This is a genomic window from Methylomonas koyamae (genome assembly GCF_006483455.1).
Taxonomy (GTDB): Bacteria; Pseudomonadota; Gammaproteobacteria; order Methylococcales; family Methylomonadaceae; genus Methylomonas; species Methylomonas koyamae_B.
This window is the reverse complement of the sequence record NZ_PPPU01000041.1, coordinates 1-26,000: the sequence shown is the minus strand read 5'-3', so window position 1 is coordinate 26,000 and position 26,000 is coordinate 1. Positions and strand designations below refer to the sequence as shown.

The 26,000-nt window shown below is 51.0% G+C and carries 23 protein-coding genes; 17 read left to right on the top strand and 6 right to left on the bottom strand.

Annotated elements, in window-relative coordinates; translation table 11 throughout:
* Nucleotides 1-511: 511 nt before the first annotated feature.
* Nucleotides 512-3,010: an EAL domain-containing protein gene (locus C2U68_RS18085; RefSeq protein ID WP_140913869.1), complete on the bottom strand. Its 2,499-nt coding sequence runs from the start codon at nucleotides 3,008-3,010 to the stop codon at nucleotides 512-514.
* 186 nt (nucleotides 3,011-3,196) lie between these two features.
* Between C2U68_RS18085 and C2U68_RS18080 the strand changes: the two genes are divergently transcribed.
* The gene (locus C2U68_RS18080; RefSeq protein ID WP_140913868.1) at nucleotides 3,197-3,403 is read left to right on the top strand and encodes a DUF6494 family protein; all 207 of its coding nucleotides are present in this window, start codon (nucleotides 3,197-3,199) and stop codon (nucleotides 3,401-3,403) included.
* 35 nt (nucleotides 3,404-3,438) lie between these two features.
* Here C2U68_RS18080 and acnA read toward each other — a convergent pair whose 3' ends face one another.
* Complete coding sequence (gene acnA, locus C2U68_RS18075) at nucleotides 3,439-6,135, bottom strand: aconitate hydratase AcnA (RefSeq protein ID WP_140913867.1); 2,697 nt, start codon at nucleotides 6,133-6,135, stop codon at nucleotides 3,439-3,441.
* Between the two features lie 220 nt (nucleotides 6,136-6,355).
* On the opposite strand from acnA, the gene C2U68_RS18070 reads away from it, so the two are divergent.
* From C2U68_RS18070 to C2U68_RS18050, 5 genes are read left to right on the top strand one after another with little or no spacing between them, the layout of a single operon-like run.
* The gene (locus tag C2U68_RS18070) at nucleotides 6,356-6,802 is read left to right on the top strand and encodes a bacterioferritin (protein ID WP_140913866.1); all 447 of its coding nucleotides are present in this window, start codon (nucleotides 6,356-6,358) and stop codon (nucleotides 6,800-6,802) included.
* A gap of 12 nt (nucleotides 6,803-6,814) precedes the next feature.
* Nucleotides 6,815-8,218, top strand: a complete 1,404-nt coding sequence (fumC, locus tag C2U68_RS18065; RefSeq protein ID WP_140913865.1) for a class II fumarate hydratase — start codon at nucleotides 6,815-6,817, stop codon at nucleotides 8,216-8,218.
* A gap of 24 nt (nucleotides 8,219-8,242) precedes the next feature.
* Nucleotides 8,243-8,677 carry a GlcG/HbpS family heme-binding protein gene (locus C2U68_RS18060; RefSeq protein WP_140913864.1) on the top strand — a complete coding sequence of 145 codons (435 nt, stop codon included), beginning with the start codon at nucleotides 8,243-8,245 and terminating at the stop codon, nucleotides 8,675-8,677.
* Nucleotides 8,678-8,719: 42 nt separating this feature from the next.
* Nucleotides 8,720-9,451, top strand: coding sequence for a rubredoxin-like domain-containing protein (locus tag C2U68_RS18055; RefSeq protein ID WP_140913863.1), 732 nt, complete (start codon nucleotides 8,720-8,722; stop codon nucleotides 9,449-9,451).
* 8 nt (nucleotides 9,452-9,459) lie between these two features.
* Nucleotides 9,460-9,846 carry a thiol-disulfide oxidoreductase DCC family protein gene (locus C2U68_RS18050; RefSeq protein ID WP_140913862.1) on the top strand — a complete coding sequence of 129 codons (387 nt, stop codon included), beginning with the start codon at nucleotides 9,460-9,462 and terminating at the stop codon, nucleotides 9,844-9,846.
* Nucleotides 9,847-9,891: 45 nt separating this feature from the next.
* Here C2U68_RS18050 and C2U68_RS18045 read toward each other — a convergent pair whose 3' ends face one another.
* Genes C2U68_RS18045 through C2U68_RS18035 form a run of 3 tightly spaced genes read right to left on the bottom strand, consistent with a single transcriptional unit; the run spans nucleotide 9,892 to nucleotide 13,099 of the window.
* Nucleotides 9,892-10,407, bottom strand: a complete 516-nt coding sequence (locus C2U68_RS18045; RefSeq protein ID WP_260839396.1) for an aspartate carbamoyltransferase — start codon at nucleotides 10,405-10,407, stop codon at nucleotides 9,892-9,894.
* Between the two features lie 33 nt (nucleotides 10,408-10,440).
* Nucleotides 10,441-12,330 (bottom strand): diguanylate cyclase, encoded by a 1,890-nt coding sequence (locus C2U68_RS18040; protein ID WP_140913861.1) that lies wholly within the window; start codon nucleotides 12,328-12,330, stop codon nucleotides 10,441-10,443.
* 43 nt (nucleotides 12,331-12,373) lie between these two features.
* Entirely contained in the window at nucleotides 12,374-13,099 is a 726-nt protein-coding gene (locus C2U68_RS18035; protein WP_140913860.1) for a Crp/Fnr family transcriptional regulator, read from the bottom strand.
* Between the two features lie 303 nt (nucleotides 13,100-13,402).
* Between C2U68_RS18035 and C2U68_RS18030 the strand changes: the two genes are divergently transcribed.
* Genes C2U68_RS18030 through C2U68_RS18020 form a run of 3 tightly spaced genes read left to right on the top strand, consistent with a single transcriptional unit; the run spans nucleotide 13,403 to nucleotide 18,491 of the window.
* Nucleotides 13,403-15,202 (top strand): PAS domain S-box protein, encoded by a 1,800-nt coding sequence (locus C2U68_RS18030; protein WP_260839395.1) that lies wholly within the window; start codon nucleotides 13,403-13,405, stop codon nucleotides 15,200-15,202.
* A gap of 15 nt (nucleotides 15,203-15,217) precedes the next feature.
* The gene (locus C2U68_RS18025; protein WP_140913859.1) at nucleotides 15,218-17,704 is read left to right on the top strand and encodes an EAL domain-containing protein; all 2,487 of its coding nucleotides are present in this window, start codon (nucleotides 15,218-15,220) and stop codon (nucleotides 17,702-17,704) included.
* 40 nt (nucleotides 17,705-17,744) lie between these two features.
* Nucleotides 17,745-18,491 carry a hypothetical protein gene (locus C2U68_RS18020; protein WP_140913858.1) on the top strand — a complete coding sequence of 249 codons (747 nt, stop codon included), beginning with the start codon at nucleotides 17,745-17,747 and terminating at the stop codon, nucleotides 18,489-18,491.
* A 9-nt stretch (nucleotides 18,492-18,500) separates the two neighbouring features.
* Here C2U68_RS18020 and C2U68_RS18015 read toward each other — a convergent pair whose 3' ends face one another.
* Nucleotides 18,501-19,043, bottom strand: coding sequence for a nucleoside triphosphate pyrophosphohydrolase family protein (locus C2U68_RS18015; RefSeq protein WP_140913857.1), 543 nt, complete (start codon nucleotides 19,041-19,043; stop codon nucleotides 18,501-18,503).
* Nucleotides 19,044-19,322: 279 nt separating this feature from the next.
* On the opposite strand from C2U68_RS18015, the gene C2U68_RS18010 reads away from it, so the two are divergent.
* The 8 genes from C2U68_RS18010 (at nucleotide 19,323) to C2U68_RS17975 (ending at nucleotide 25,996) form a co-directional block, all read left to right on the top strand.
* The gene (locus C2U68_RS18010) at nucleotides 19,323-22,736 is read left to right on the top strand and encodes a PAS domain S-box protein (RefSeq protein WP_140913856.1); all 3,414 of its coding nucleotides are present in this window, start codon (nucleotides 19,323-19,325) and stop codon (nucleotides 22,734-22,736) included.
* A complete protein-coding gene (locus C2U68_RS18005; RefSeq protein WP_140913855.1) occupies nucleotides 22,733-23,344 on the top strand; it encodes a response regulator transcription factor in 612 nt (203 codons plus the stop codon). Before C2U68_RS18010 ends, C2U68_RS18005 begins: the two co-directional genes overlap by 4 nt.
* 230 nt (nucleotides 23,345-23,574) lie before the next feature.
* On the top strand, nucleotides 23,575-23,946 hold the full coding sequence (locus C2U68_RS18000) for a rhodanese-like domain-containing protein (protein WP_140913854.1): 372 nt from the start codon (nucleotides 23,575-23,577) through the stop codon (nucleotides 23,944-23,946).
* 87 nt (nucleotides 23,947-24,033) lie between these two features.
* Entirely contained in the window at nucleotides 24,034-24,552 is a 519-nt protein-coding gene (gene fae / locus C2U68_RS17995) for a formaldehyde-activating enzyme (RefSeq protein ID WP_186289663.1), read from the top strand.
* 18 nt (nucleotides 24,553-24,570) lie between these two features.
* Nucleotides 24,571-25,014: an FKBP-type peptidyl-prolyl cis-trans isomerase N-terminal domain-containing protein gene (locus C2U68_RS17990; RefSeq protein ID WP_140913853.1), complete on the top strand. Its 444-nt coding sequence runs from the start codon at nucleotides 24,571-24,573 to the stop codon at nucleotides 25,012-25,014.
* A gap of 44 nt (nucleotides 25,015-25,058) precedes the next feature.
* Nucleotides 25,059-25,250 carry a DUF2934 domain-containing protein gene (locus C2U68_RS17985; protein WP_140913852.1) on the top strand — a complete coding sequence of 64 codons (192 nt, stop codon included), beginning with the start codon at nucleotides 25,059-25,061 and terminating at the stop codon, nucleotides 25,248-25,250.
* A gap of 15 nt (nucleotides 25,251-25,265) precedes the next feature.
* Nucleotides 25,266-25,628, top strand: a complete 363-nt coding sequence (locus C2U68_RS17980) for an acid-shock protein (protein ID WP_140913851.1) — start codon at nucleotides 25,266-25,268, stop codon at nucleotides 25,626-25,628.
* A gap of 161 nt (nucleotides 25,629-25,789) precedes the next feature.
* Nucleotides 25,790-25,996: a hypothetical protein gene (locus C2U68_RS17975; RefSeq protein ID WP_186289662.1), complete on the top strand. Its 207-nt coding sequence runs from the start codon at nucleotides 25,790-25,792 to the stop codon at nucleotides 25,994-25,996.
* Nucleotides 25,997-26,000: the final 4 nt, after the last annotated feature.

Here is a 26,000-nt window from a genome sequence, read left to right as displayed (position 1 = left end):
AATGCCCGTTCTTCCTCTCGAAAGATTAAAAAAGCCTATAAATCGACAGAATACAGCCCTTACAACGACTCGATTCGCCTGTATATCGACAAATGATCGACTGAGTTCGCTATTTTCATAATTCACATACTGTCGAGGGAACTTGTCGATCATTCGTTGTTCACCAGTCTACTCGCTGAACCAGGAAGATTTGACAATCTAGGCATTCCGATCAAAAACAGCCACCGGATCCGATCGAAAACCCTCCACGATTTTCGAGATGAGTACACCAATAGTAGATCTCAGCTTTTGGCGGTGACGAATTAACACAACCGACCCATTTTACCTGTCGCATTTCTCTAAACCGGTGAGCCGGCCAAGTCTAGATTTTGCAATGGAAGGGCTCAAAGCAGCCCCTGGGGAACTCACACAACCGGCCAATTTGAGACGTTCAAGATTTTCAGTATATGGCGTCTACAACACAGATAGCTGCCATTCAGTTTAGACACAAAGCCCAAAAAGGTTTACCAGATTACCTTGAAAAACAGTTACAGCCGAGTTTCAATAATTCTTCGAATTGGGATGCTGGTAGCGGCTTGCTAAAAAGATAACCTTGTATCTCGTTACAACCTTGCTGAAGTAAAAACATCAGCTGGTCATCGGTTTCCACGCCTTCGGCAATGGTTTCAAGGCCGAGACTCTTAGCCAAGCCTATCACTGCTGTGACGATAGCTTTATCTTCAGGGTCGGTGATCATGTCGCGAACAAACGATTGGTCGATTTTTAGCTTGTAGATGTTGAACCTCTTCAAGTAGCTCAATGACGAATATCCGGTACCGAAATCATCGATCGACATGCGAATACCTCGTTCATGCAGTTTGGTGATTATCGCAATGGCGCCTTCCGGATTATGCATCGCCACGCTCTCGGTCAATTCCAGTTCCAGGCATTTTGCCGGCAAGCCCTCGTTGCCCAGTATTCGCACAACCAGATCCGTCAAGTCGGGATGTCGAAACTGCGCTGCCGATAAATTGACAGCCATCGTTAGCGGGTCAAAGCCACGCTTGCGCCAGATTTTCGCTTGCCGCACTGCGCATCTTAATACCCATTCGCCTATTGGCAAGATCAGGCCGCTATATTCGGCGATGGGAATGAACTCCGCCGGAGAAACCATTCCCAGCTCAGGGTGAAGCCAGCGTAACAATGCTTCCGCGCCTATCAGTCGGCCATCCGAAACGGACACTTGCGGTTGGTAATAGACTTCTAATTGATCAAGTTCAAGTGCATTCCGTAAGGCGTTCACTAATTGCAGATTGCGTGCCGAACGTGCCTGCATTTCAGGGGTGAAGAAACGATAGCTTTGACGCCCTTCCTGTTTGGCAAGATACATCGCTGAATCGGCGCTTTTGGAAAGAGTTTCTAAATCTGTACCATCCGTTGGGTATATAGCAACGCCTATCGATGCGGTCAAACTCAGGTCATAGTGATCGAAGCGGTAAGGCTTGGCGACCACAGCCAATAATTTTTGAGCGACACATTGGGCACCGACGGCATTGACACCGGGTAATAGGAGGATGAATTCGTCGCCGCCCAGTCGGGTCACGGTATCCTCTTCCCGTAGCGTCAGGCGTAGACGCCTGGATGACTCGATTAGTAAATGATCACCGACGCTATGACCGAGGGTATCGTTGATGTCCTTGAAATGGTCGAGATCAAGGAACATCAAGGCCAATTGCCCATTACTGCGTTTTGCCAAGCTGAGGGCGTATCTCAGATGGTCGTTTAATTGGTTACGGTTGGGTAATTTTGTCAGTGGATCGAAATTTGCCAGGAAGTGAATGCGTTCCTCGGCGCGATGTCGCTCCGTGACATCGTTGGCAAGCACTACCTTGGCCCGTCTTCCCACGTATTCGATTTCGTGAGAGCTGATTTCAACGTCAATTAGCGTGCCATCCTTTTTACGGTGACGCCAAATATTATTACCGTACTGCGCTCTGCCATTGAGTTGTTCGATTGTTTCAAGTAGTCGAGGTACTTCTTCCGGAGGCCGAATGTCGGCAATCGTCAACGCCAGAAATTCCGCCTCGCTATAGCCATAATGCGCAATCGCGGCGTCGTTCACAGCAAGAAAACGTAAGGTTTCCAAGTCGTAAAGCCACATCGGGTGTGGATTTGCTTGGAACATTTGGCGGTATCGGGTTTCGCTCTCGCGGAGGGCGAGTTCCCGGATTTTGTCCTTGGTGATATCTAGGCAAATTCCAGTCATGCGTCTGGGCACACCTTGATCATCGTAGCTGGCATTGCCCAACGCATAAATCCAACGAATATCACCGGAAGGTAGGACAATGCGGTATTCATTGGTCAGTGGGTGGTGATTGTCGATTGCCTGATGGATGTTTTGCTCCGCCCGTGTTTTATCGTCGTCGTGTATTACGTTACGCCAAGCCTCGAAGCTGGCCGGTGTCGTTGCTGGATCGAGTCCAAACAGTTCATATAATTCGTCGGACCAAGCAATTTCACTGGTGACGATGTCCCAATACCAAGCACCGCAAACCGCAGCGCGCTGAGCTAAAGACCAACGCTCATTGGCCAGACTGAGGGCCAATTCAGTTTGCTTGCGTTCAGTAATGACATCAAAAATAGCAACGAAATGTTCGGGTTCGGGGGAGTAAACCGAAATCCAAAACCACATCTTGAGCGATTCGACAAAGGTTTCGAACCTTTCGGGTTCTCCACCATTGGCGACTCGGCTGTAAACTTGGAAAAGTTGCGGATCATTTTGTCGAATGCCGGGTATGACTTCGGAAACGCATTTGCCAACGACTTTTTGGAGTCCGGTCAAACGTTCGAAGGCAGGATTGGTATAAAGGTAAATGAAATCATTCGGTAGCCCATCCTGGTAAAGCATCTTGCAATAGGCAACGCCATTTAACATGTGTTCGACTAGGGCACGGTAGATGTCGAGACCAAAGGCGGCTGGTTCATTGCACCTAGAATTATTATTACCGTCTTGGAGGAAATCGTTCGACATATTGATTGCTAGTTGTCTTAAATCGGAATTAAGTGGTTACTTGGATACTGGGCGTTAAAACTGACGATGATTTGGACGGAAGCAGTGTACGCCAACGCTCGCATTAGTAGTACCATTAGCAAACGTCGGTGGAAACCGGAACCAAGTAGACTGAGATTGCTACGCAACAACATGGGGGATATCAATATGAACGAAGATACCTTTAACATGGAAATCAGGAAATATCTGAAAACGGTAGGTATCACCTCGCAGCGCGAGATTGAGCAAGCCGTTTATAAAGCGCTTGAATCCGGCAAACTAGAGGGTTCGGAGATGCTGGCGGTTAAAATGACTCTCGAGGTGCCGGGCGTGGGTATTTGCCACTGTATTGAAGGAACGTTGGCGCTGGAATAGCTTGCCGGCCGGAGCATCTAAGGTGACCGAGCCGTTTAAGTTTGCAGTAATTTTTTCAAGACGGTGCGAAGTATGCCGCCGTCCCGATAGTATTGAGCTTCGACAGCTGTGTCGATGCGGCTGAGGGTTCTGAAGCGGATTACCGAACCCTCTTTTGTAGCGGCCGAAACGTTGATTTCCTGGCCAATGGTTGCATCATTCAAGTCGATAGAAAATAATTCGTCACCCGTTAATCGCAAACTGGCCACCGTGTCACCGGTCAGAAACTGTAGCGGCAGTATGCCCATGCCGATCAAATTGCTGCGGTGGATTCGTTCGTAACTTTCGGCGATTACCACTTTAACGCCCAGCAAATAAGGACCTTTGGCCGCCCAATCTCTTGAAGAACCAGAACCGTACTCCTTACCCGCCAAAATGCATAACGGCGTACCGGCTTGCTTGTAGCGCATCGCTGCGTCGAAAAAACTAAGCCGCTCGCCGCTGGGATGATGAATGGTCAGGTTGCCTTCGCTACCCGGAACCAGCAGATTACGCACCCGAATATTGGCGAAGGTGCCCCTGCTCATCACTTCGTCGTTGCCGCGGCGCGAACCGTAGCTATTCCAGTCGTTCCGGGCTATGCCGTGGTCCAGCAGATAGGCCGCGGCCGGGGAGTCGGCCGCAATTTGCCCGGCTGGGGAAATATGATCGGTCGTTACCGAGTCGCCGAAGAACGCCAATACCCGCAAGCCGGTTAGCGCTGTAATTGATTGCGTTTGCTGGGTCATACCTTCGAAGAAAGGCGGTTTGCGGATATAAGTCGAAACGGCCTGCCATAGGTAACGCGCGGATGCGACCACCGGCACTTGCCGCCAGGTCGGGCTGCCGGTAAACACGTCGGCGTAACGTTGTTTAAACATCGCCGGGGTGACGAATTGTCTGATGGTGTCGGTGATTTCCTGGTTGCTCGGCCAGATGTCTTGCAAATAGACCGGCTGGCCGTCACTGCCCGTGCCGATCGGATCGCAACTAATATCCATCGCCGTTGAGCCCGCCAATGCATAAGCCACCACCAGCGGCGGCGAGGCTAGATAATTGGTTTTAGTCAACGGATGTACCCGGCCTTCGAAATTGCGGTTGCCGGACAACACCGCCGAAACCACCAGATTGTTGTCGAGTATGGCTTTTTCGACTGCCGGGTCCAGCGGTCCGGAATTGCCGATGCAGGTGGTACAGCCGTAGCCCACCAAATAAAATCCCAATTGCTCCAGATAAGGCAGTAGTCCGGATTTTTGCAAATAGTCGGTCACCACCAGCGAACCGGGAGCCAATGAGGTTTTGACGTAGTTTTTGACTATCAGGCCTTTTGCCACCGCCTTTTTCGCCAACAGCCCGGCGGCGAGCATGACCGAGGGATTGCTGGTGTTGGTGCAGGAGGTGATGGCGGCAATCACCACGGCGCCGTGGGTGATAGTTTCGCTAACGCCTCGATGGGTAACCACGCCGTGGCAATCGAGTTCGCTTTCTGCAAGGCCGATACCCTGATTACCTGCCGGTGCGGTGAGCATTTGCCGGTAGGTCGGTCCCACTCGACTCAAAGGAATGCGGTCTTGCGGGCGTTGGGGGCCGGCGATCGACGGTTCGATGGCGGCAAGATCGACCTCGACTACTTGGCTGAACTCCGGGGCCAAGGTCGACTCGTCGCGGAACAAACCTTGCAGTCGGGCGTAATGTTCGACCAGTTCGATTTGCGCGTCGCTACGACCAGTCAAGCGCAGATAGCTCAGCGTTTCGTCGTCGACAGGGAAATAACTCACCGTCGCGCCTTGCTCCGGCGCCATGTTGCCGATGGTGGCCCGGTCCGCGACGCTTAACGCCGACAAGCCGGAACCGTAAAACTCAACGAATTTCCCTACCACGCCAATCTGTCTGCACAGTTCGGTGAGCCGTAACACCAGATCGGTGGCGGTAACGCCGGCGGGCAGGCTGCCGGTCAATTTTATGCCGACCACATCGGGGAGCAGCATATAGATCGGTTGATCCAACATCACCGACTCGGCTTCGATGCCGCCGACGCCCCAGGCCAACACGCCCAGACCGTTGACCATAGTCGTGTGTGAATCGGTCCCCACGCAGCTATCGGGATAACAGACGTTAGTGGTGTTATCGCGGAACACCACCGAGGCCAGATATTCCAGATTGACCTGATGCACGATGCCGGTGGCGGGCGGGACGACCCGCAAATTGCGAAATGCGGCCTGACCCCATTTCAGAAAGGTATAGCGTTCGGCGTTTCGTTGAAACTCTATGGTTTCGTTCATGGCCAGGGCATTGGCCTTGCCGAAGTAGTCGACCTGCACCGAGTGATCGATCACTAAGTCGCACGGTATCAATGGGTTGATCTTGTTCGGATCGCCACCCAGTTCGGCCATCGCATCGCGCATTGCCGCCAAGTCGACCAAAGCCGGGACGCCGGTAAAATCCTGCAGCACCACCCGAGCGGGTTTGAAGGGGATTTCGTGACGGATGCCGTGCGCTTGCCAACCGGCCACCCTGAGTACGTCTTGCTCGCGGATTTGGTAGCCGTCGCAGTGACGTAACGCCGATTCCAGCAGGATCTTGATACTGAACGGCAGCCGGGTAATATCCATCCCGTTGCCGATATTCAGATCGGGTAAGGAATAATAGCTGGCCTGAGGGGCCGATGGCAGGCCTAAAGGCCGTATCACACCGAAAGGATCGAAATTTGTCATGATCTTTTCTCCTGTCGTTTCGAGAGCTGCCGACGCGATAACGCCGTATTGCGAAAGACTCATCAAGGCGTTTTAAGTTCGTGTAGACCCGCGATTTGGCCGCTACAATCGCTTGCAAGCCAAAAGTTTGTTTTTATGCAATCAAACTTATAGTTGTCGCTGTTGTCTAATGGATTCTACGGTGTGAATGGCTTTATCCCACATTCACAAAGGGGGCGTTATGGCTAATACCGCAATCGATCAAGACGCGGTTCTAAGCGTTTTGAATAATATCCTGGAAGCTGAATTGGCGGGTGTCGTGCGCTATACCCATTATGCCTTGATGGTGTTCGGTTACAACCGGATTCCTATTGTCTCGTGGATGCGCGCTCAAGCGGCCGAGTCGTTGGCGCATGCCAATCAAGCCGGGGAAATGATCACCCATTTGGACGGCCACCCGTCGTTGGGGATCGGCCCGCTACTCGAAACCCACCGCCACGACATCGGCGACATCCTGCGCGAATCGCTGGAGCACGAAACCCAAGCCCTGGCCGAATACCACCGCCTGCTGGATCTGGTGAACGGCCGCAACGTGTTGCTGGAGGAGTATGCCCGCCGAATGTGTGCGCTGGAAGAAACCCACGTCGGCGAGGTGCGGAAGATGTTGTTGAGGCCCGGCGAGTTATAGGCGGGTCAAGCCATGAATACGGAGTCTTCCTCATGGCGGATCGAGACGGACTCTTGCGGTGAAATCGCGGTGCCGGCCGGAAAATATTGGGGCGCGCAAACGCAGCGGTCGTTGCAGCATTTCAAAATCGGTGGCGAACGGCTACCCAGGCCGCTGATTCGCGCGCTTGGCATCGTCAAGCGTTGTGCGGCGCTGACCAACGTCGATGTCGTTAATCTCGACGTGACGATCGCGCAGGCCATTGCCGACGCCGCGCAAAAAGTCATCGACGGCGAATTGGACGAGCACTTTCCGCTGGTCATCTGGCAAACGGGTTCCGGCACCCAGTCCAATATGAACGCCAACGAAGTGATCGCCAATCTGGCTTGCGAACGGCTCGGCGGCGCGTTGGGTTCGAAAATACCGGTGCATCCCAACGACCATTGCAACCGCAGCCAATCGACCAACGATGTGCTCCCGACCGCGATGCACATCGCCACGGTCGAACAATTGCACCATCTGCTGCTACCGGCCTTGCGCCACCAGCATCAGGTCTTGCTCGATAAGTCCCAGGCCTGGGATGGCATTATCAAAATCGGACGCACGCATCTTCAGGATGCGACGCCGCTGAGTTTGGGCCAGGAATTTTCCGGTTATGCCGCGCAAATACGGCTCGGTATCGAGCGCATCGACGATAGCCTGAAGCGCTTGTATCCGTTGGCTCAAGGCGGTACCGCGGTCGGCACCGGATTGAATGCCAAACCGGGTTTTGCCAAGGCCTTCGCCGAACACGTGGCCAGTTTTACCGGGTTGCCGTTCGTCTCCGCCACCAACAAGTTCGAGGCCATGGCCAGTCACGATGCCTTGGTGGAAATCTCCGGGGTACTGAATTGCATCGCGGTGAGCCTGAATAAAATCGCCAACGATATTCGCCTGCTGGCATCCGGCCCGCGTTGCGGCTTGGGCGAGTTAATTCTTCCCGAAAACGAGCCGGGTTCGTCGATCATGCCCGGCAAGGTCAACCCGACTCAGTGTGAAGCCTTGTGCATGGTCTGCGCCCAGGTCATCGGCAACCACGCCACGGTGACGTTCGCCGGCGCGCAAGGGCATCTGGAACTCAACGCCTTCAAGCCGGTGATCATCTACAACGTGCTGCAATCGATCCGCCTACTGGCCGACGCAGCCGTCAGTTTTACCGAGCATTGTCTGGTTGGCATTGCGCCGAATACCGAGCGCATCGAGCAATGGGTGCAGCAATCGCTGATGCTGGTGACCGCCTTGGTGCCGCATCTCGGCTACGACAATGCGGCACGCATTGCCAAAGCGGCGCTGGCTAATCGGAGCACGCTGCGCGAAGCCGCTATTGCCAGCGGCTTGATCAGCGCTGATGACTTCGACACCATCGTTCGCCCCGAGCGCATGATCTCAACCCGATAATTTCAACACTCTCAGGAGAATGCCATGCACGTCAATTCCGAACAAGCCGAGGCGGCAATCGCCGCTGCCATTGCCGAAGCGCAAAAACTGGGTACGCAAATGTGTATTGCCGTGGTCGATTCCGGCGCCGATTTAAAAGCCTTTACCCGCATGAATGGCGCTTGGGTCGGCAGCATCGATATCGCCATCAAAAAAGCCAGGACCGCCGTGTTCTTTGGCATGAACACCGGACAAATCGGCCAATTGTCACAACCGGGCGGGCCTTTGTATGGCATCGAACATTCCAACCAAGGCTTGATCACCTTTCCCGGTGGCGTGCCCATTGTCGATCAGGATGGGGTGTTGATCGGCGCTATTGGCGTCAGTGGCAGTTCGGTGGAAAACGACCACCAGGTGGCCAAGGCTGGGGTCGACGTGGTCGGCCTGTCCGATCTGCCGTCTCATCCCTGGCGGACTTGAACCGCGCAACGTTCGGGTTTTATCCCGGTGGGGGATAGACGTATGAATACTCAAGACCTCCTTGAAAACTCTCAACAATGGGTTTGCCTGCAATGCGGCTACAACATGATCGGCGAGATGCCGGACGTGTGCCCGTTTTGCGGCGCCCGCCACGATCAATTCATGAACTGGGACGTAGCCGAAAACACGTATCGCGTCACCGCTCACCCGGTAAATGACGTGGTCAGCCAATTATTGTCGGTGCCGAAGCTGGGCTTGGAACATGCCGCGTATCGCATCGAAACCGCAGACGGTGCGGTGTGGATCGATTCGCCGTCGGCGTTCAATCGCACCTTGGCGCCGGTGCAAAGCATCTTGTTTACCCATCACCATTTCCTGGGCGCATCCAACCAATACCGGCAAATTTGGAACGCCGAGGTCTGGTTGCACGAACAGGATGCCAAACACCGTTTGGTCAGTTTATTCGACATCAATCAACGCTTTAACGATGATTTCATCCATCATGGCATAGAGGCTTACCACGTCGGCGGCCACACCCCGGGGTTTACCTTTTATATCTACCGGGATGTGTTGTTCATCTGCGACTACGTGTTTCTAACCGCATCCGGCATGCAGTTCAATCCGTACGGGCCCGACGCGGAAACCCGCAAGCACGCGCAACGGATTTACCAAATCGTTGGCACTAAATCCCTGCGAACAGTCTGCGGTTACAATTACACCGCCCATTTTGCCGACTGGCTGCCGGCATTCGAGCGGCTGTTAGCGGTCAGGTGAGACCTGCCATGCCGACCGAAACCGCAGGCCAACATAACCCGCCTTTGACCGTGTATTACGACGGCGCCTGTCCGAAATGCATTCGCGACCGCGATAGCTATCAAAAACTCGCAGGCGCAACCGACGAGCAAGTGTGCTGGTTCGACATCACCGGTCAGGAAAACCGATTGCGCGAGCTTGGCATTGATCCGCAACAAGCCTTGGCGGAGTTGCACGTGCGCGATGCGGACGGCCGCATCGTTTCCGAGTTGGATGCTTATATCTTGTTGATGAACAAGGTCACGACGCTGCAACCGTTGGCCTGGTTGATCGGTCTGCCGGTCATCCGGCCATTGCTGGCCAAAATCTACCATTGGCAGGTCAATCGCCGCTTGCGGCGCAGAGGTTTGTTATAAAGACGTTCGCGGTCGCCAATGTCGCTCGTCCGCCGTTAGTCAATATTATTCCGCTGGTGATAAGTGGTGCTGTTGATGGCCTGGGAGGTCGGAATTGTCGTGTTCGCGCGCCTGGGCATCAAACCATTCGTGTAGTGCAGAAACGTATTGAGGGTATTCGGTGGAATAATGGATTTGACCGCCATTTTCCAAGGCTCGATATTCAATTTTAATATCGTCCGGTTTGGCGGTCTTTAATTGGCTAAGCCCGGGCATATTGGCACCATGCATGCGTTCTGTCATCGAAAAATCACCTTTTCTGAATTGCTCGGTGGTTTTACGCAAGTGCGCCTGAATCAAATTTACCAATTTGGCATCGTTAGCGGACTTGGTCACGACATGCTGTACCCCGCCGTGTACGGTTTTCGTAAAAGCGTACTCGGTTTGGTCTGCGGGGTAAGGTAGTACAGCGGCTAACGGTTTTCCCTGCATTTGGGTTTGATACTTCGCGTTTTTTTCCTCGGCATGCGGGATCGCTGCAAACACAAATAGTGCAGTAAAGGCTATCAGGATTTTTGTCATGGTACGTCTCCGTATTCTTGCGAGAAACAGTGGTTAGCTATGGAGCATTGCCAACTCGGCGCCTTGACGAGCCAGACTGTTGAAGACGTAAATTTGGTTACGACCTTTTTTCTTGGCTTCGTAGCAAGCGGCGTCGGCGTGGCACAGCGCATTGGCGATATTGTTATCGGTGCGGGCCAATGCGGCGATGCCGATACTGGCACTCACTGAAAATTCCTGGTTCTCCCAGGCTATTCGCATGTTGCGTACACATTCGCAAAGTTCGTTGGTAATGTCATAGGCGTACTCCAATGGCGTGTGTTCCAGCAGCAACGCGAATTCGTCGCCGCCGAGTCTGGCCAAGGTATCCCGCTGGCGTAGTTTGGACGTCAGTAACGTGCTGAAGCTACGCAATACGTAGTCTCCGGCCGCGTGTCCGTAGGTATCGTTGATGTGTTTGAAATGGTCGAGATCCAGGAAACACAGTACATGTTCGTTTTCGCCGGCATGCATGCTGGCCAATACCCGGATTAGACGCCGCTCAAATTCGCTCCGATTGAGGAGTCCGGTCAGCGGGTCATGACTGGCTCGGTAGGCCAGCTTTCGGAATTGTGCTTGGGATTCGGTGACGTCTCGGAATACCAATACCGAACTGTCGATCACGCCGTTAATTTCGATAGGATAAGAGGCGTATTCGGCCAGAAAGCGGCTGCCGTCTTTTCGGCGGAAGGTTTCGACATTGTTCGGACTGGCGCAGTCGCGAAGCAGATTCTCGAGCCAGGATTCTTCCTTGAGTTGGGCTCGCTCTAAAGAAGCCCAGCCCAGCATGGCTTGAACATCTTGGCCCAAGAGTTCATCCTGAGCGTAGCCTAACATCGCTAGTGCCGAACGATTGACGAAGGTACAGCTTCCCGAACCATCCAGGCCGATGATGCCTTCGCCCGTCGATTCCAATAACAAGCGAAAGCGCGTTTCGCTATTGCGCAGCTCGGCATGACTTTTCTTCAGCGCAATGAGGGCTTGATCCAGATTGGCGTTTGCAGACCTAAGAACCTCGCATTGTTTTTCCAATTGCTGGGTACGTTGCATAACCAATTCCTCAAGGCGCCGGCGATAATAGAATAATTCCTGCTCAGTTTCCTTATCTTTGCTGATGTCGACCAGCACTCCTTGCAAAAACAGGCTTTCGCCGGTTTCGTCGCGGACCACGTTGGCTTCGTCCAAAAACCAGCGGCTTTTACCATTGTTGTCTACGAGCCGATATTCGCAACGTAGTGGAGAGTGATGCTCGTAAGTGTGAGCGTAGGCCTCTATCGTGATGGAAAGGTCGTCTGGATGTACGCATTTGAGTAAGCCTTCCGAGGTTTCCAGCCAGTCCTCGGATGGGTGCCCCAGTTGGCTTATCTGCGGGCTGACGTACAGCAGCTTGCCCGGTGTTTCCAATGAGGCGATGTAGGTGATAACAGGCAGCTGCTGCACCAAATTGCGATATTTGGCCTCGGATTCCCGTAGTTTGTCCAATGCCTGCGTTTTTTCCTGAATCGCCTGCTGTTCACGGATGACCGATAAAATCTCGGCTGATAATCCCTCCATGACGTTATTGTCCGAGATCTTGATTAAATAGCTACCCGTGTGAGGTTTGTGGGCGACGTGGGTATCCGGCACACTCAGCATGACAACCGGCAGCGTTCGTTCTAAAGAATATTCCGCAAGTTCGGACAGAAATTCGGCGCCTTGCATATCGGGCAGGTGTTGGCCCAACAAAATGCAGTCCGGCTGGTGGGTGCGGGCCATTTTTAAACCTTGGCAACCGGTTTCTGCTTCGAATATCACGAAAGCACAGTCCTGATACTCGCTTAAGGCATGTTTGCAGGCCAGGCGATTGGCCTGGTTGCCTTCCAACAAGATTAAGCGGACATTCGATTTTGTGGGTAAGCTGTACATAGGTTTACCTTTTCGCTTGAAATGTCTGAAAACTTGGCGGGCTCTAGTGATAGTATCGTAGTCGATCGAATTCTGATTTAACTACCTGGTAGCACTCGCAACTTCGCGTTTCCAACCCTGCCCGATTTAGCACCGTAATGTGTCCCCGGTTATAGCGAATCAGTCCGGCTCGTTGTAGTGTCCCGGCGGCCTCGGTGACGCCCTCTCTGCGTACCCCCAACATATCGGCGATCGAAGAGTGCGTTATGATTATCTGGTTATCGTTTAATCGGTCGAGGCTTAACAGTAGCCAACGGCAGAGTTGCTGCTCCAAAGAATGATGGCGGTTACAGGCTGCTATCTGTCCCGTATACGTTATCAAGGCCAGAGTGTAGCGGAGCAAAACTCTATTTAGCGCTCTGTTATCCGGCTCGCCCCGACGGCTGGTTTCCAGTAAAAATTGATTTCGCCGTAGACGATAGGCATAGCCTGGAGTTATCACGACAGCCCGGTTTAGCATGGTTTCGCCGCCCATGAACAACGCAATTCCAATCATGCCTTCTTTGCCGATCATGGCAACTTCAGTTGAAGCGCCATTCTCGTTGATGCAATACTTTGAAACTATGCAGGTTGTGGGAAAGTAGGCGTAATGCGGTATTTCTCCGGGTTCATAAATGACATCACCGGTAGACAGCTCGACGAATTCCAGCAGCGCGGAAAGATATGTGAAATTTTGTACAGGCAGAGCGCTGAGAAGGTGATTTTGTCTAGGAGCATCTGAACTTACCATCGAAATTCTCCTTACTTTATGTTTTGTAAAACACGATTAACATTTTTAATTACAGGGCAGTTGGTGTGTTTTAGCACGGGATATTTCGAGCAGAAATACGGGCGGCTACTTATATCCTTTGTGGATTTAATAAAATGCGGAAAAGATGTGTTAGACGGTTGTTAATATCTCATACGTAAACATACGTACTTGATAGGAGTGCCAAGGCGATTTACGATGAATCCTTAGAGGGATAAATCGGTGGGTTGATAAAGGAAAAACGACCATCATGAATGACTTTGGATTAATCCAAGGAGGATTGAGATGTCGGACGCACCGCAAACCACCCTATCCGCAGCAGCACTCTTAGCGGTATTGGATGCTCAAGATGTCTGTGTTATGGACACCGATTCCCAAGGCATTATTCAAGCATTCAACCCGGCAGCAGAACGCATGCTGGGTTATCGCCGGGACGAAGTCGTCGGCATCCTCACACCATTGTTTTTCTTCGACGCCACTGAGCTGGCCGAAAAAGAAATTGCGTTACATGTCGCGACGGCGGTCAACAGCCTAAAAACCTTAACCGAACGCTGCGGTGAGCATTGCGAATGGACTTATATCGGCAAGCGCAACAGTCGAATCCCGGTGAAGCTAACCGTGTTCTCGTTGGCGGCGTATGCGGACGTCGGCGCGGGGTATCTGCTTGCAGCAACTGCAATCCAAAAGGCGCCAAGTCCGCCGGTAGCTAACGAGCGCTTTATCCATGCCGTTGTCGGCGCATTGCCGATTCAGTTTTGCGTGCTAAATGCAGACGGTACCATCCTGGCGGGCAACAAGCCCTGGGCTGAGATTGAGGGTGTGCAGAGCATCGCCCCCCAGACTTTACCGATCGGTGAAAACTATTTGTCATTGTTGGAAAACGGTCTGGCGCAACACTTTGGCGCCGAAGACTTTATCCAGGGTGTGCGCTCAGTGTTGAACGGTTCGCGATCGGCCTTTGCCCTGGAATATTCCTATCCTTCGCCAAGCGGGCGGCGCTGGTTCGAAAGTAAGGTGCTGCCGTTTTCCGACCAAAATATGGGTAGGGCCATTGTCGTTCACGAAAACATTACCGAACATAAAAAGCTGGAACATCGGTTTCGCCAGGCGATCGAATCGGCACCCAGCGCCATCGTGATGGTCAACGAGTCGGGAACGATACTGATGGTCAATGTGCAAACCGAAAAATCGTTCGGCTATTCGCGCACTGAACTGATTGGGCAGGCCGTTGAGATATTAGTGCCGGTGCGTTTTCGTGGCGCGCATGTCGGTTTTCGCCAGACTTATCTGGCCGCTCCGGTGTCAAGGCCGATGGGCGAGGGCCGCGAGTTGTTCGCACTGCGCAAGGACGGCAGCGAATTCCCGGTGGAAATTGGTTTGGGGCTAATCGATGATGAGGACGGGATCATTATTCTAAGTTCCATCATCGATATTACCGAACGCAGGAGCGCCAGCGACAGGCTCAGGCAAGCCTTAAAAGAGAAGGAGTTGTTACTGAAAGAAGTTTACCACCGGGTCAAGAATAATCTGCAGGTGGTGTCTAGCCTGATCAATCTGCAAGCCGGCAACGTTAAGAGCGAGGCGATAGGAGATCTGCTGAAGCAAAGCTCGGACCGGATCAAGGCCATGGCCTTGTTGCACGAAAAGCTTTACCAGTCCAAGGACTTGGCGAAAATCGATTTTAAAGACTATATGCGCAGCCTGGTCGATCATCTGTTGTTCGGTTATGGAACGCATGCCAGCAAAATCGCCGTTAATCTCAGGATCGAGGACGTTTATCTGAATGTCGATACCGCGATTCCTTGCGGCTTGATCATCAACGAATTGCTGTCCAATGCGTTGAAACACGCATTCCCCGGCGATAGGCGAGGGGAAATCGACATCGATTTCACGCGTGGCCAAGGCGAATTAGTACTGGTGATTGCCGACAACGGTATTGGCCTTCCTGCCCAACTCGATATTACCCGAAGCGCGTCCTTGGGTCTGCAACTGGTCAACACCTTGATCAACCAGTTGATGGGTCAAATGACCGTTGAGCGTAGTCATGGCAGTGCCTTCACCCTGCGTTTCGCCGAAGTTGTTTAGCCGGAAGACCTTGCCATGCCAAATAGTAAGATTCTGATTGTCGAGGACGAAGGTATTATCGCGATGGATATTCGCCGCCAGTTGGAAGATTTCGGTTACGACGTGGTCGCCACCGCATTTTCCGGAGGGCAAGCGATTACCCTGGCTGAAGAACACAAACCCAATCTGGTGCTGATGGACATCGTGCTGAAAGGCGATATGGATGGCATTAGCGCGGCGCATGCCATCAGCGAATCCTTGCACATTCCGGTCATTTTCCTGACCGCTTACAGCGATCCAGCCACCCTTCGGCGCGCTCAGGTCACCGGCGCCTATGGTTATTTGATCAAGCCCTTCCGTCCCGACGAATTGCATGCCTCGATCGAGGTAGCGCTATACAAGCACCAATTGGAACAAAAGCTGAAGGATAGCGAACAGTGGTTTGCCAAGACACTGCATTGTATTAGCGACGCCGTGATCGCCACCGACGGTGATGGCAATATCCGTTTCATGAACCCGGTGGCCGAGACTGCAACCGGATTACGCCTGGAGCAGGCCAAAGGCACCGGCGTTGAGCGGTTGATGACGCTGCTGAACGAGAACAATCGGTCGATCATCGAAAACCCCGTACCGCAAACGCTGAAGAGTCGCCAAGTCACCAGCATGGGAGGCGCCACGCTGCTGGTCAGCCAATCAGGTAGCGAATTTCCGGTCGAGGATGGCGCGGCGCCCATTCTGGACGAAGACGGTAGCCTGCTGGGCGCAGTGATGGTGTTTCGGGACATTAGCGAACGGAGGCGTATGGAGAAATTGCTGCGCGAGAGCGAGGAACGCTTTCACAGCGCCTTTGATTTGGCTTCGATCGGGATGGCATTAATTGCCGTTGATGGCGGATTCTTGCAAGTCAACAAATCGCTCATGGACATATTTGGTTATTCCAAACCCGAGTTGTTGCAGGCGAATCTACAGATGCTGACGCACGCTGATCACATGGACAATGCGCTTGCGTTCCGCTTGCGGCAGCTATTGGCTGACGAGTTGCCGTCTTTTCAAATCGAGATGGAGTGCTTTCACAAAATCGTCGGCAAGATAGTCTGGACCCTGCTGAGCGCATCTCTAGTCCGTGATGCGAATGGTGATCCGCAATATTTTATTGTGCAAATTCAAGACATTACCAACCGCAAGTTCGCCGAACAGCAATTGCTGTATTTAGCGAATCACGATCCGCTGACCGGCCTTTTGAATCGCGAGCAATTCCAGAGCAGTTTGACACAGGCCTTAGCCACCGTTCAGCGTCACGATAAAAAATTGGCTTTGATGTTTTTGGATTTGGACCGGTTTAAATTAATCAACGATACCTTGGGCCACCGGCTGGGCGATTTGCTGCTGCAGGCCGTCAGCGACCGGTTGCGAGGCGCGGTTCGTGCGCAAGATATTCTGGCCCGGCTGGGCGGCGACGAGTTCATCATTCTGCTCAGCGATGTTGTGCAAATCGACGACGCTGCAAGAGTCGCCGAAAAGACTATCCAATTGTTGGCCCAACCGTTCGCGCTCGAAGGTAACGATATTGTGGTCACGGCCAGTATCGGCATCAGCGTCTACCCGGACGATGGCAAGGATAGCCATAGCTTACTTATGAACGCCGACGCAGCGATGTATTTGGCCAAGGAACGTGGGAAAAATAACTACCAATTTTATACGCAAGCGATGACCGAAAGGTCGCTGGAACGCATGACCATTGAGCGAGGACTGCGGCACGCGCTGGCTAATAACGAATTAAGGGTGTATTACCAACCACAGATCGATTTGGCCAGCGGCCTGGCAACCCGCGTCGAAGCGCTGGTTCGTTGGCAGCATCCGGAATGGGGATTGGTATATCCAGACCGATTTATCGGGGTTGCCGAAGAGACCGGGTTGATTGTGCCCATCGGCGCTTGGGTGCTACGCACTGCTTGCAAACAAGCCAAGACTTGGCATGACAACGATGGGCCGTTTAGTTCTGTGGCGGTCAATTTATCGTCGCGTCAGTTCTTGGAAAACAATCTCTATCAAACCGTTAAACAGACGCTGGCGGAAACCGGCCTTAATCCGGCGGCACTGGAGCTGGAAATCACCGAGTCGGCCATCATGCAGGATCCCGACAACACTCTACTGGTGTTGCGGCAATTGCGCGAGCTGGGTATCAGGTTGAGCATAGACGATTTTGGCACGGGGTATTCCAGCTTGACGTACCTCAGGCAATTTCCGGTACAAAGCGTCAAGATCGACCAGTCGTTTGTGGTGGATATTTCAAGCGACGAAGGTAGCCGAACGCTGGTCAGAGCGATTATTGCGCTGACGCACGAGCTAAAACTTAATGTCGTTGCGGAAGGTGTGGAAACCGAAGAACAATTGTCTTTTCTCAGCAAGCATCGTTGCGATTCGTTGCAGGGTTTTATGTTCAGCAGACCGGAAGCGTCGGAAACGCTGGAAAACGGCTTTCAAGCGACTCAGTTCAAGCCGCAACTGCATCGTTACCAGTGACACGGTTCGGTTCTTGTTTGTAGCGACCGGGAGGTTGATCATGGAAAAAATTTACTTGTGGCTTGTTCACGACCACAACACGCAGCAGCAGTTGGAATTATCCGAAGCGCAAATCAATGCCAACGGCTTACCTTGCGAATCTATGGAATTGACCAAACGCTACTATTCGTTTGTCGTCGATCGAGCCCATCTTGATGATTTTTGGCGGAAAATAAAAATAATATTGCCATGCGAATGTAAAGCGTACGAGTTCTCCGAGGAAGAAATGTTGCTCGGCGAGTATTACCTTGATCCTTCACGAAATACCAGCTCTTTCATACCCTGGATAGATACCAAGATTTCGGCGCCGGCTAGGCAAATGGCATTTCGTTATTTTTTCTTTGTCGATTTCAACGCTACCTTCGCCGTAACCGATGAGTTATTGGGTCGGTATTTGAACAAGCTTCAATGCCAATTTAATGTATTGGATTGCGTTAAAACCGAACCGGCTTTTTATACCGGGGATAATTACTATGCTGCGAAGCTAAAAGTGCAAATGCAATATGCCGATGTACTGGCGACGATGGGCTTGTTATTCAAAATGGTGGTTGAAAGCCATAGTCTTGAAGACGAGGGCAGTATGACAATTCTGTATGGCCAATTCAGCGAAGAGCGGGTCAGGGTATTCGATCGTTGGTGCATTCCCAATATTTGGACGTTGAGTCACGATGCCTCATTCGGCCACGAAATGCCGCTGTTTTGCCAATGGGAATTCGATCAGGCCATCCGCAAGCACACGGAAACGTGATTGGGTGCTTTATTCGTAGAGAGCTTCGCTTACGTCAGGCGGGGATGGCAGGCTGGCTCGTAGAATGCGAGCCGCGTAATGTTGGTCGGGTTCGTAGAGCGTGGGTTTCAACATCGCATGCCGATGCACCATCTGAAACGCTCTATCGAAATCGGCGTTAATGAAGCCGCGAGCCAGTTGCTCGCAAATATTGTAAAGCGCCGAGTAATGATGGGTTTCGCCGGTGCTGCAAAGACCGATTTTATCACTGAGTAACATCATGATGGACAGTACCGAGCCGTCTTGGCGCCAGGCAACGGAGGTGGCGACGACATCGTCGCCTTTGCAAGCAATCGGGGCCAACGCGGTGTACGCCAGATCGACTAGGCCAGCCAAAATGTCGGCTAATTCGCCAGATGTGATAGCCTTAAAAGTCGCGCTTCCTTGATCCATCAATAAGGCTTGGTACATAACGATGTCCATGTCGGAGAGCTGAACGGTTTCCGGATAATTAGGTTGTTTTATTGCAAATTGCTCATGGTAGTCGCGGACTAATTGCAGGTGCTTGTTCACAGGATTCTCCCAGACAAATGTCAGAAAGATCGCTTGGAGCGATGGATGATTGGGAAAAAGGCGCGAGTGTCTTAGCCACCAGCTTAAGCCTTGTCATTGGCCTATTCAAGTAAGTATCACTACATATTCTTTTGGCCGTGGTTTTCAGTTTCCAATGGTCACCTTTTAAATGCTTTGGCAAATTACAATCTTTTCATCACAATCGACCAGAATTTTTCTGGCTTATTTGCCAAGAACAGGGCGCGGATTACATGTCTTTAATTAGCCAACAATATTAGAGTGACGAAATTTAGTATCCAATCCATTTTCTTTTTGTTAGGTTCTCAATCGGCATTAAGTCGCTATGGCTTAGCAGCGCTTGTTGTGGTTGCAACCAGTTTGGCAACCATTTATGTGCAGGTGATTGGCGAACGGGCTGCGTTTTTACTGTTTTTCTTCGGGGTTATTCAGGTTTCGTTTTGGCTAGGTTTATATCCCGGTATTGTTGCTGCCATTCTATCCTTGGCTTCGGTCAACCTGTTTGTATTACTGCCCACAACAATAGAAGTTGGCGATGTAGTGTTACTGAATGCCGGGTTTTGTTTTGTTTCAGCCGTCATGGTCGTTACGACCAGTTTTCACAGGCAGTTAGCCGAGGCGCTTTGGGAAAGCCGGCAAGATTTTCTGCATGCGCAAACCCTTGGTCAAATAGGCAGTTGGCGGTTGAATGTCGCCCGTAACGAACTGATCTGGTCCGACGAGAATCATCGTATTTTCGGTATACCCAAAACTACACCGATGACCTATGAAGCGTTTCTTGCCATTGTGCATCCCGACGATCGGGAATTTGTCGATCGCATGTGGCAAGCCGGTTTGCGCGGTGAACCTTACGACATTGAGCACCGCTTGGTCGTGGCCGGTAAAGTGAAATGGGTGCGGGAAAAAGCCATTCTGGAATTCGACAATAAAGGCAATTTACTCGGTGGTTTCGGAATTACCCAGGATGTGACCCGACGCATCGATTTGCAGGATCAATTGACCAAAGTCGCCGCATCGGTACCCGGTCTGATTTGTTCCTTTCGGCTAAATTCGGATGGCAGTGCCTGTATGCCTTACGCCAGTCCGGTCATCGATACCTTCTATGGCATTGGTATTGATGTGGTCTCCAAAGATTTTAACCCGGTATTTGCGCGCATCCATCCCGATGATATTGGCCGCATTCACGCGTCGATTGCCGAATCAGCGCATAGTCAGCAACCCTGGCGCGACACCTATCGCTATAACCATCCGACGAAGGGTGAAGTTTGGCACGAAGGCCATTCGCTGCCGATACGGGAAGCCGATGGAAGTATTCTTTGGCATGGCTACGTACATGACGTTACCGAACGTAAGCTGGCCGAGAATACCTTGCGCGATCGAGAGGCGCAGCTGAGATTGATCATGGACGCAACGCCAGCACTGATATCGTATCTGGATCTGGATTTTCGTTATTTACGCGTCAACGCCACCTATGAAAAGTGGTTCGGCATGCCTGCCGAGCAAATCTTGGGACGGCAGGCCGAAGAGGTTCTAGGCACAGCGGCCTGGCAAACGGTAAGCACTTATCTGCAGCGTGCCCGCGACGGAGAAACCGTCAGTTTCGACCAACAAATTCCTTATGGAACCGGTGGCCCCCGTTGGGTGCATGTGACGTATTTGCCGAATATCGGTGCCAACGGTGTTGTCAGGGGGATCGTTGTGCATGTATTCGACATTAGCGAACGGGTGGCATCGGAGCAAAAAATCACTTTATTGAACCAGCGTTTGCAACGCCGGGTACAGGAAATGCAGGTTATTTTCAACACCGTACCTATCGGTTTAAGTATTGCTGAGAGTGCGGATGGCAAGCATATCCGGGGTAATTCGGTGCTTGAGCGTATGATGGGCTTGCCGCCCAAGAGCGAACTTTCGTTGCGGCAAGGTTTCACTGCCGGTATTTGTATCAAGCAGAATGGCGCCGAGCTGGCTATCGACGATTTACCGATGGAACGCGCGATTCGGGGCGAATTGGTCTCTAATCAAGTCATTGAAGTTATTCGTCCCGGTCATAAAGTTGTCTCAGTTTTGTGTAATACCTCGCCGTTACTGAACGAAGACGGTATGCCTAGAGGCGCGCTGGGGGCATTCATGGATATTTCCGCACTCAAGCATGCCGAGAGATCGGTTCGCGAAAGCGAGGCATTTGTGCGCGATGTGCTCAACTCGCTACCTGAGCACATCGCTGTGCTGGATGAGCACGGCCTGATAGCTGCAGTAAACGAGCCATGGGAGCGATTCGCAATCGAGAATGGTAGCTCTGCTTCCAAATTGTCGGTGGGGGCGAACTATCTGGATGTGTGCCGACGTTCATCCGCCATGGGCGATCCGGAGGCCACAAAAGTCTTAGAAGGACTGGAGGCTTTACTTTCAGGAACAGAGAGCAGTTTTGTCATGGAATATGCTTGTCATACTCAGAAACGTACACTCTGGTTTCTAATGCACGCCAAACGATTCGTTCATGGCGATAAAGCGATAATTATCACCCATGTTGATATTACTGAACATAAACTTGCCGAAATTGCGTTGCGAGAGTATCAAACTCGGCTCGCCTTGATTGTCGATCAAGTAAAAGCCGGTTATTGGGATTGGGATTTAACCGACCGCCGCTTATTTTTATCGCCCGAGGCGAAGCAGCAAATCGGCTTAGACGGGTGCGATATACCCAGCCGACGAGAAGAGTGGGAAGAGCGGTTGCATCCCGACGACCGCGCGTTCGTGTTGAAACTGGCGGACGACTACATCGCTGGTTTGCAAACGCATTACGAAGTTCAATTTCGATTTCGGCATCAAGATGGTAACTACCGCTGGTTCCATTCGCGAGGCGTATTGCTCAGCGATTTGAACAATAGCCCGTATCGTATGTTGGGTATCAATTTGGACATTACCGACTACATGCGGCAAAAGCAGCTGAGCGGGCAGCGGGATAAGATTGAACGGTCGTTTCGTTTATATGTTGCGGTGCAAACCGCCGCAGCGATTGCCCACGAATTGAATCAGCCGCTGGCCGCTATTTCGTCTTACGCTGATGTTGCTCTGCATCTATTACAGACTGATAGCTCGAATCAGCAAAAACTTTCCCACTTATTGGAAAACTGTTCGACCCAAGCGCAACGCGCGGGGGATGTCATGCGGCAATTGTTGGCCCTGTTACAAAAAGAAGAAATACCTAGCGAAGCGTTGGATATCAATTTAGCCATTCAGGAGGCGGTAGACTTGGTGAATGTCGATGAGTTTAGCCACGCGTTTATCGTCGAAACCGACCTTGCCATCGATTTGCCGCCGGTCATGGCCAATGCATTGCAAGTCCAGAAAGTGCTGATCAATTTATTGCGCAATGGTTTGGAGTCGATGCAAGAGTACGGCGAAAGCGCCTGCAAAATTGCGGTAATAAGCCGTCGTTCGGCGCTTGATTCATCCATGGTTCAAGTGACCGTGCGAGATAGCGGCAAAGGGGTTGAGGATGATGCGACGTTGCGTAAACTCTTTCGGCCTTTCTACACCACAAAGCCGAAAGGCTTGGGCATGGGGCTGGTGATTAGCCGTTCCTTGATTATGGCGCATGGCGGGAAGATGTGGGCTGAAAAAAACACGGATCAAGGCCTCTCCATTCATTTTACCTTGCCGTTTGCCCTATGAATCTCCAACCCTGTGTTTTTATTGTCGATGACGATGATGCGGTACGAGATAGTCTCGGACAGGTCATGAAAGCTGCAGGCTTGCCCTGTCAGCTTTTTGAAAGTGCTAAACAGTTTCTTGAAGCCTATAAACCGGGACAACCGGGCTGTTTGGTACTTGATTTGAATATGCCAAATATGACCGGCGACGAGTTACAAGTTGAGTTAAATCGATTAAACATTAAGTTACCCATCATTTTTTTAACTGCTTTTGGCGACATACCCACAACTGTGCGGGCCATCAAGGCCGGCGCGATCGATTTTCTGACCAAACCCGTTGCCAGCAAAGTGCTACTTGAACGCATAGAAACTGTGCTCCGGCAACAAGCGTTGGTATCAGAGCAAGGCCAATGCCAGCGTATCACGACGCTCACTGCGCGAGAGTTTGATGTGATGTGCCTGGTGATTGCCGGCCACTCCAATAAGCAAATTGCCAGACAATTGGGCATCAGTCATCGTACCGTCGAAATACACCGTGCGCGGGTTATGGAAAAAACCGGCGCAAACAACCTTATAGATTTGGCGCGTATCTGTAGCGAGTGCCAGATTCCATGCAATTCCGTCAAGTAATATCCAACTGCTTCGTCTTGTAATACCTCCTCTGACTCAAGATCTGATCGGATGCGCCTTATAGGTGTCCATACGGATTTATTTACGAATCATTGTGGGATTTAATTCTGTCCAATCGCTTCTGGACAAAAACAGAATTACTCAATTCGTTTGAGCCATGATCATCCGTCGTTCAATATAAATTGGCGGTGTCGGTCATCAGGTCCGTATACAAAACAGGAGACTAAGTCATGCAAGTACTATCACGCTCCGCTTTAAAACAAATGATAGATGAGCAGCAGGACTTTATGCTGCTAAACGTTTTATCGACCTCGTCATTCCGGAAAGCGCATATACCAGACTCACAACATGTCTCGGTGGCCGAACCTGATTTTGTTAGACAGGTGGAAAGTTTATTGGGTGGCAAAGCGAAGGATTATCCCATAGTGACCTATTGCGCCGGGTGTCATTGCAGCGCTTCAAAAGACGCGGCCAAGCTTTTGCTCGCTGCGGGCCATACCAATGTTTACGCATTTGAAGGTGGAATGGAAGATTGGCTGAAAGTTGGCTATCCAGTGTCATGCAATGACGCGGCAGCCTGTGACGAGCCATGCTCTTCATAAGTAACCTCTTCAACAAAGTTACCCAAGTCAGGTTGACGATAAGGTCTTTTTGTCTAATCAGTTACAGGAGATAACGCAATGATGAGTATGCATATTCCAAAAATTGATCACGTCATGGTTGGAGAAGCCTTGGTGGGACAAGGTGATGAGGTTGCTCACATTGATTTGATCTTGGGGCCGCGTGGTAGCGCGGTTGAAAATGCTTTTTGCTCCACGCTTACCAATCAAAAACGCGGTGATAATGCCTTATTGGCGCTAGTAGCACCCAATTTGATGGCGAAGCCCGCCACGGTGATGTTCAACAAAGTGGAGATCAAAAACGGCAAGCAGGCGGAACTCATGTTTGGTCCCGCGCAGCGAGGTGTGGCAACGGCGGTGGTTGACTCGGTGAAAGACGGTGTCATCCCGATCGCGGAGGCCAAGGATATTTTTATCTGCATAGGCGTTTTTATCCATTGGAACGCTCACGATAAGGCAAAAATTCAAGACTGGAATTATGCCGCAACCAAACTGGCTATCCAACGTGCCGTTGCAGGATTGCCATGTCCTGAAGAAGTAATCGCCCAAGAAACGGTTGAGCATCATCCGCTGGCCGCCCATGATTGATGGCATATTCGGGTGATTATGAATCCACAGAATATAAATCGCTCTCTATTTGGCATGGGGACAGCAATGAAAGCAAATGCATTATTATTCGTAGCCGTCGCTTTTCTATTGGCCTTCAGTGGTGCTTTTATATTGTTGGGTTCCTTTCCCCGCACTTCAAGTTTCACCGACAGAATCAATGGGCTAAGTTATAGCCTTGGCTTGCAAATTGGCAGGAATTTAGGTGCACATAACATCGATATCAATATGACGATGTTTTTGAACGGTATGGATGACGGTCGTCATCACCGAGTATCCCGTTTAACGGATGAGCAAGTCAGTCAATCCACGCAAATTGCGATGATGATAATGGGTTGTCAGGCGATAGGAGAAAATACCGGACTCCGATTCCATGATGAAATCAAGGCAAATCGTTTTTCACAAGATCAAGGAATCATATTTCGAGGTATTTTAAAATATTAACTTGCTTTCGAGTCGGTTTTTGATAAGCACAAAAAGAGGACTTTATGAATTCTACCAAGAAAAATGCAAAAGAAAATCCCGTGCATAACGATGAGCCTATCACGTTGCCGGATATCAATCTAAGAATTGCGGAACTTGCTTACTACAAGTCTGAAAGCAGAGGTTTTGAGCCAGGATATGAGCTTAACGACTGGTTAGAGGCAGAGCGCGAATTAATTTACTGTGGAAATAATTAAGCCAGGGGAATTGACATGAAAAAACATTATATCTATTTGTTACTGGCGTTAGCTAGCATATTTGTTTTGCCTGTATATTCAAGCAAAGCAGATATTATCGCCTCCCCTGAGTTTGTGAAGCAACATGATGACGAAGTGGCCAGGACGCCACAAGAACATAAAGCGGCAGCAGAACGGCATAGAAAAACGGCTGAATATCATAAAGGCATGGCAGCGCATCACGACTCGTTATCTATGGAACATATGAAGCATGGTCATCAAGATTTATCGACCCGCCATGCAAACATAGCCAAACATCATTCTGAGTTGGATAAGGAGCATACTGCAACGGCTCTTATTCATGATGATCATGCCGCCAAAGCGAATATGTCTAAATAGGAATTTAATTTACTCGAACCTTAGAAATGAAATAACTCACTTCAATTCAGGTTAGAAGTTTATTTCTATTGCTGGTATTCTGTTTTAGAATTTAATTAGACGAGAAATATTGAAAACAAGCGCATTTCGTAGTTTGAATTGAGCAGAGACTTGGAGGGCGCATGAGAAGAATATATTTTTTAGTGCCGAATATTGATATTGCTCACAAGGTGGTTAAGGAGCTTCATCATGAGGGTATAGATGATGGTCATATCCATGTTCTAGCGAAAAGAGACACGCCAATTGAAGGGCTTCCCGAAGAAGGGATCAGTATAAAAACCGATTTTATTTCCGCAATTGAGCGCGGTATCGCGTTAGCAGGCTGGTGAAAAA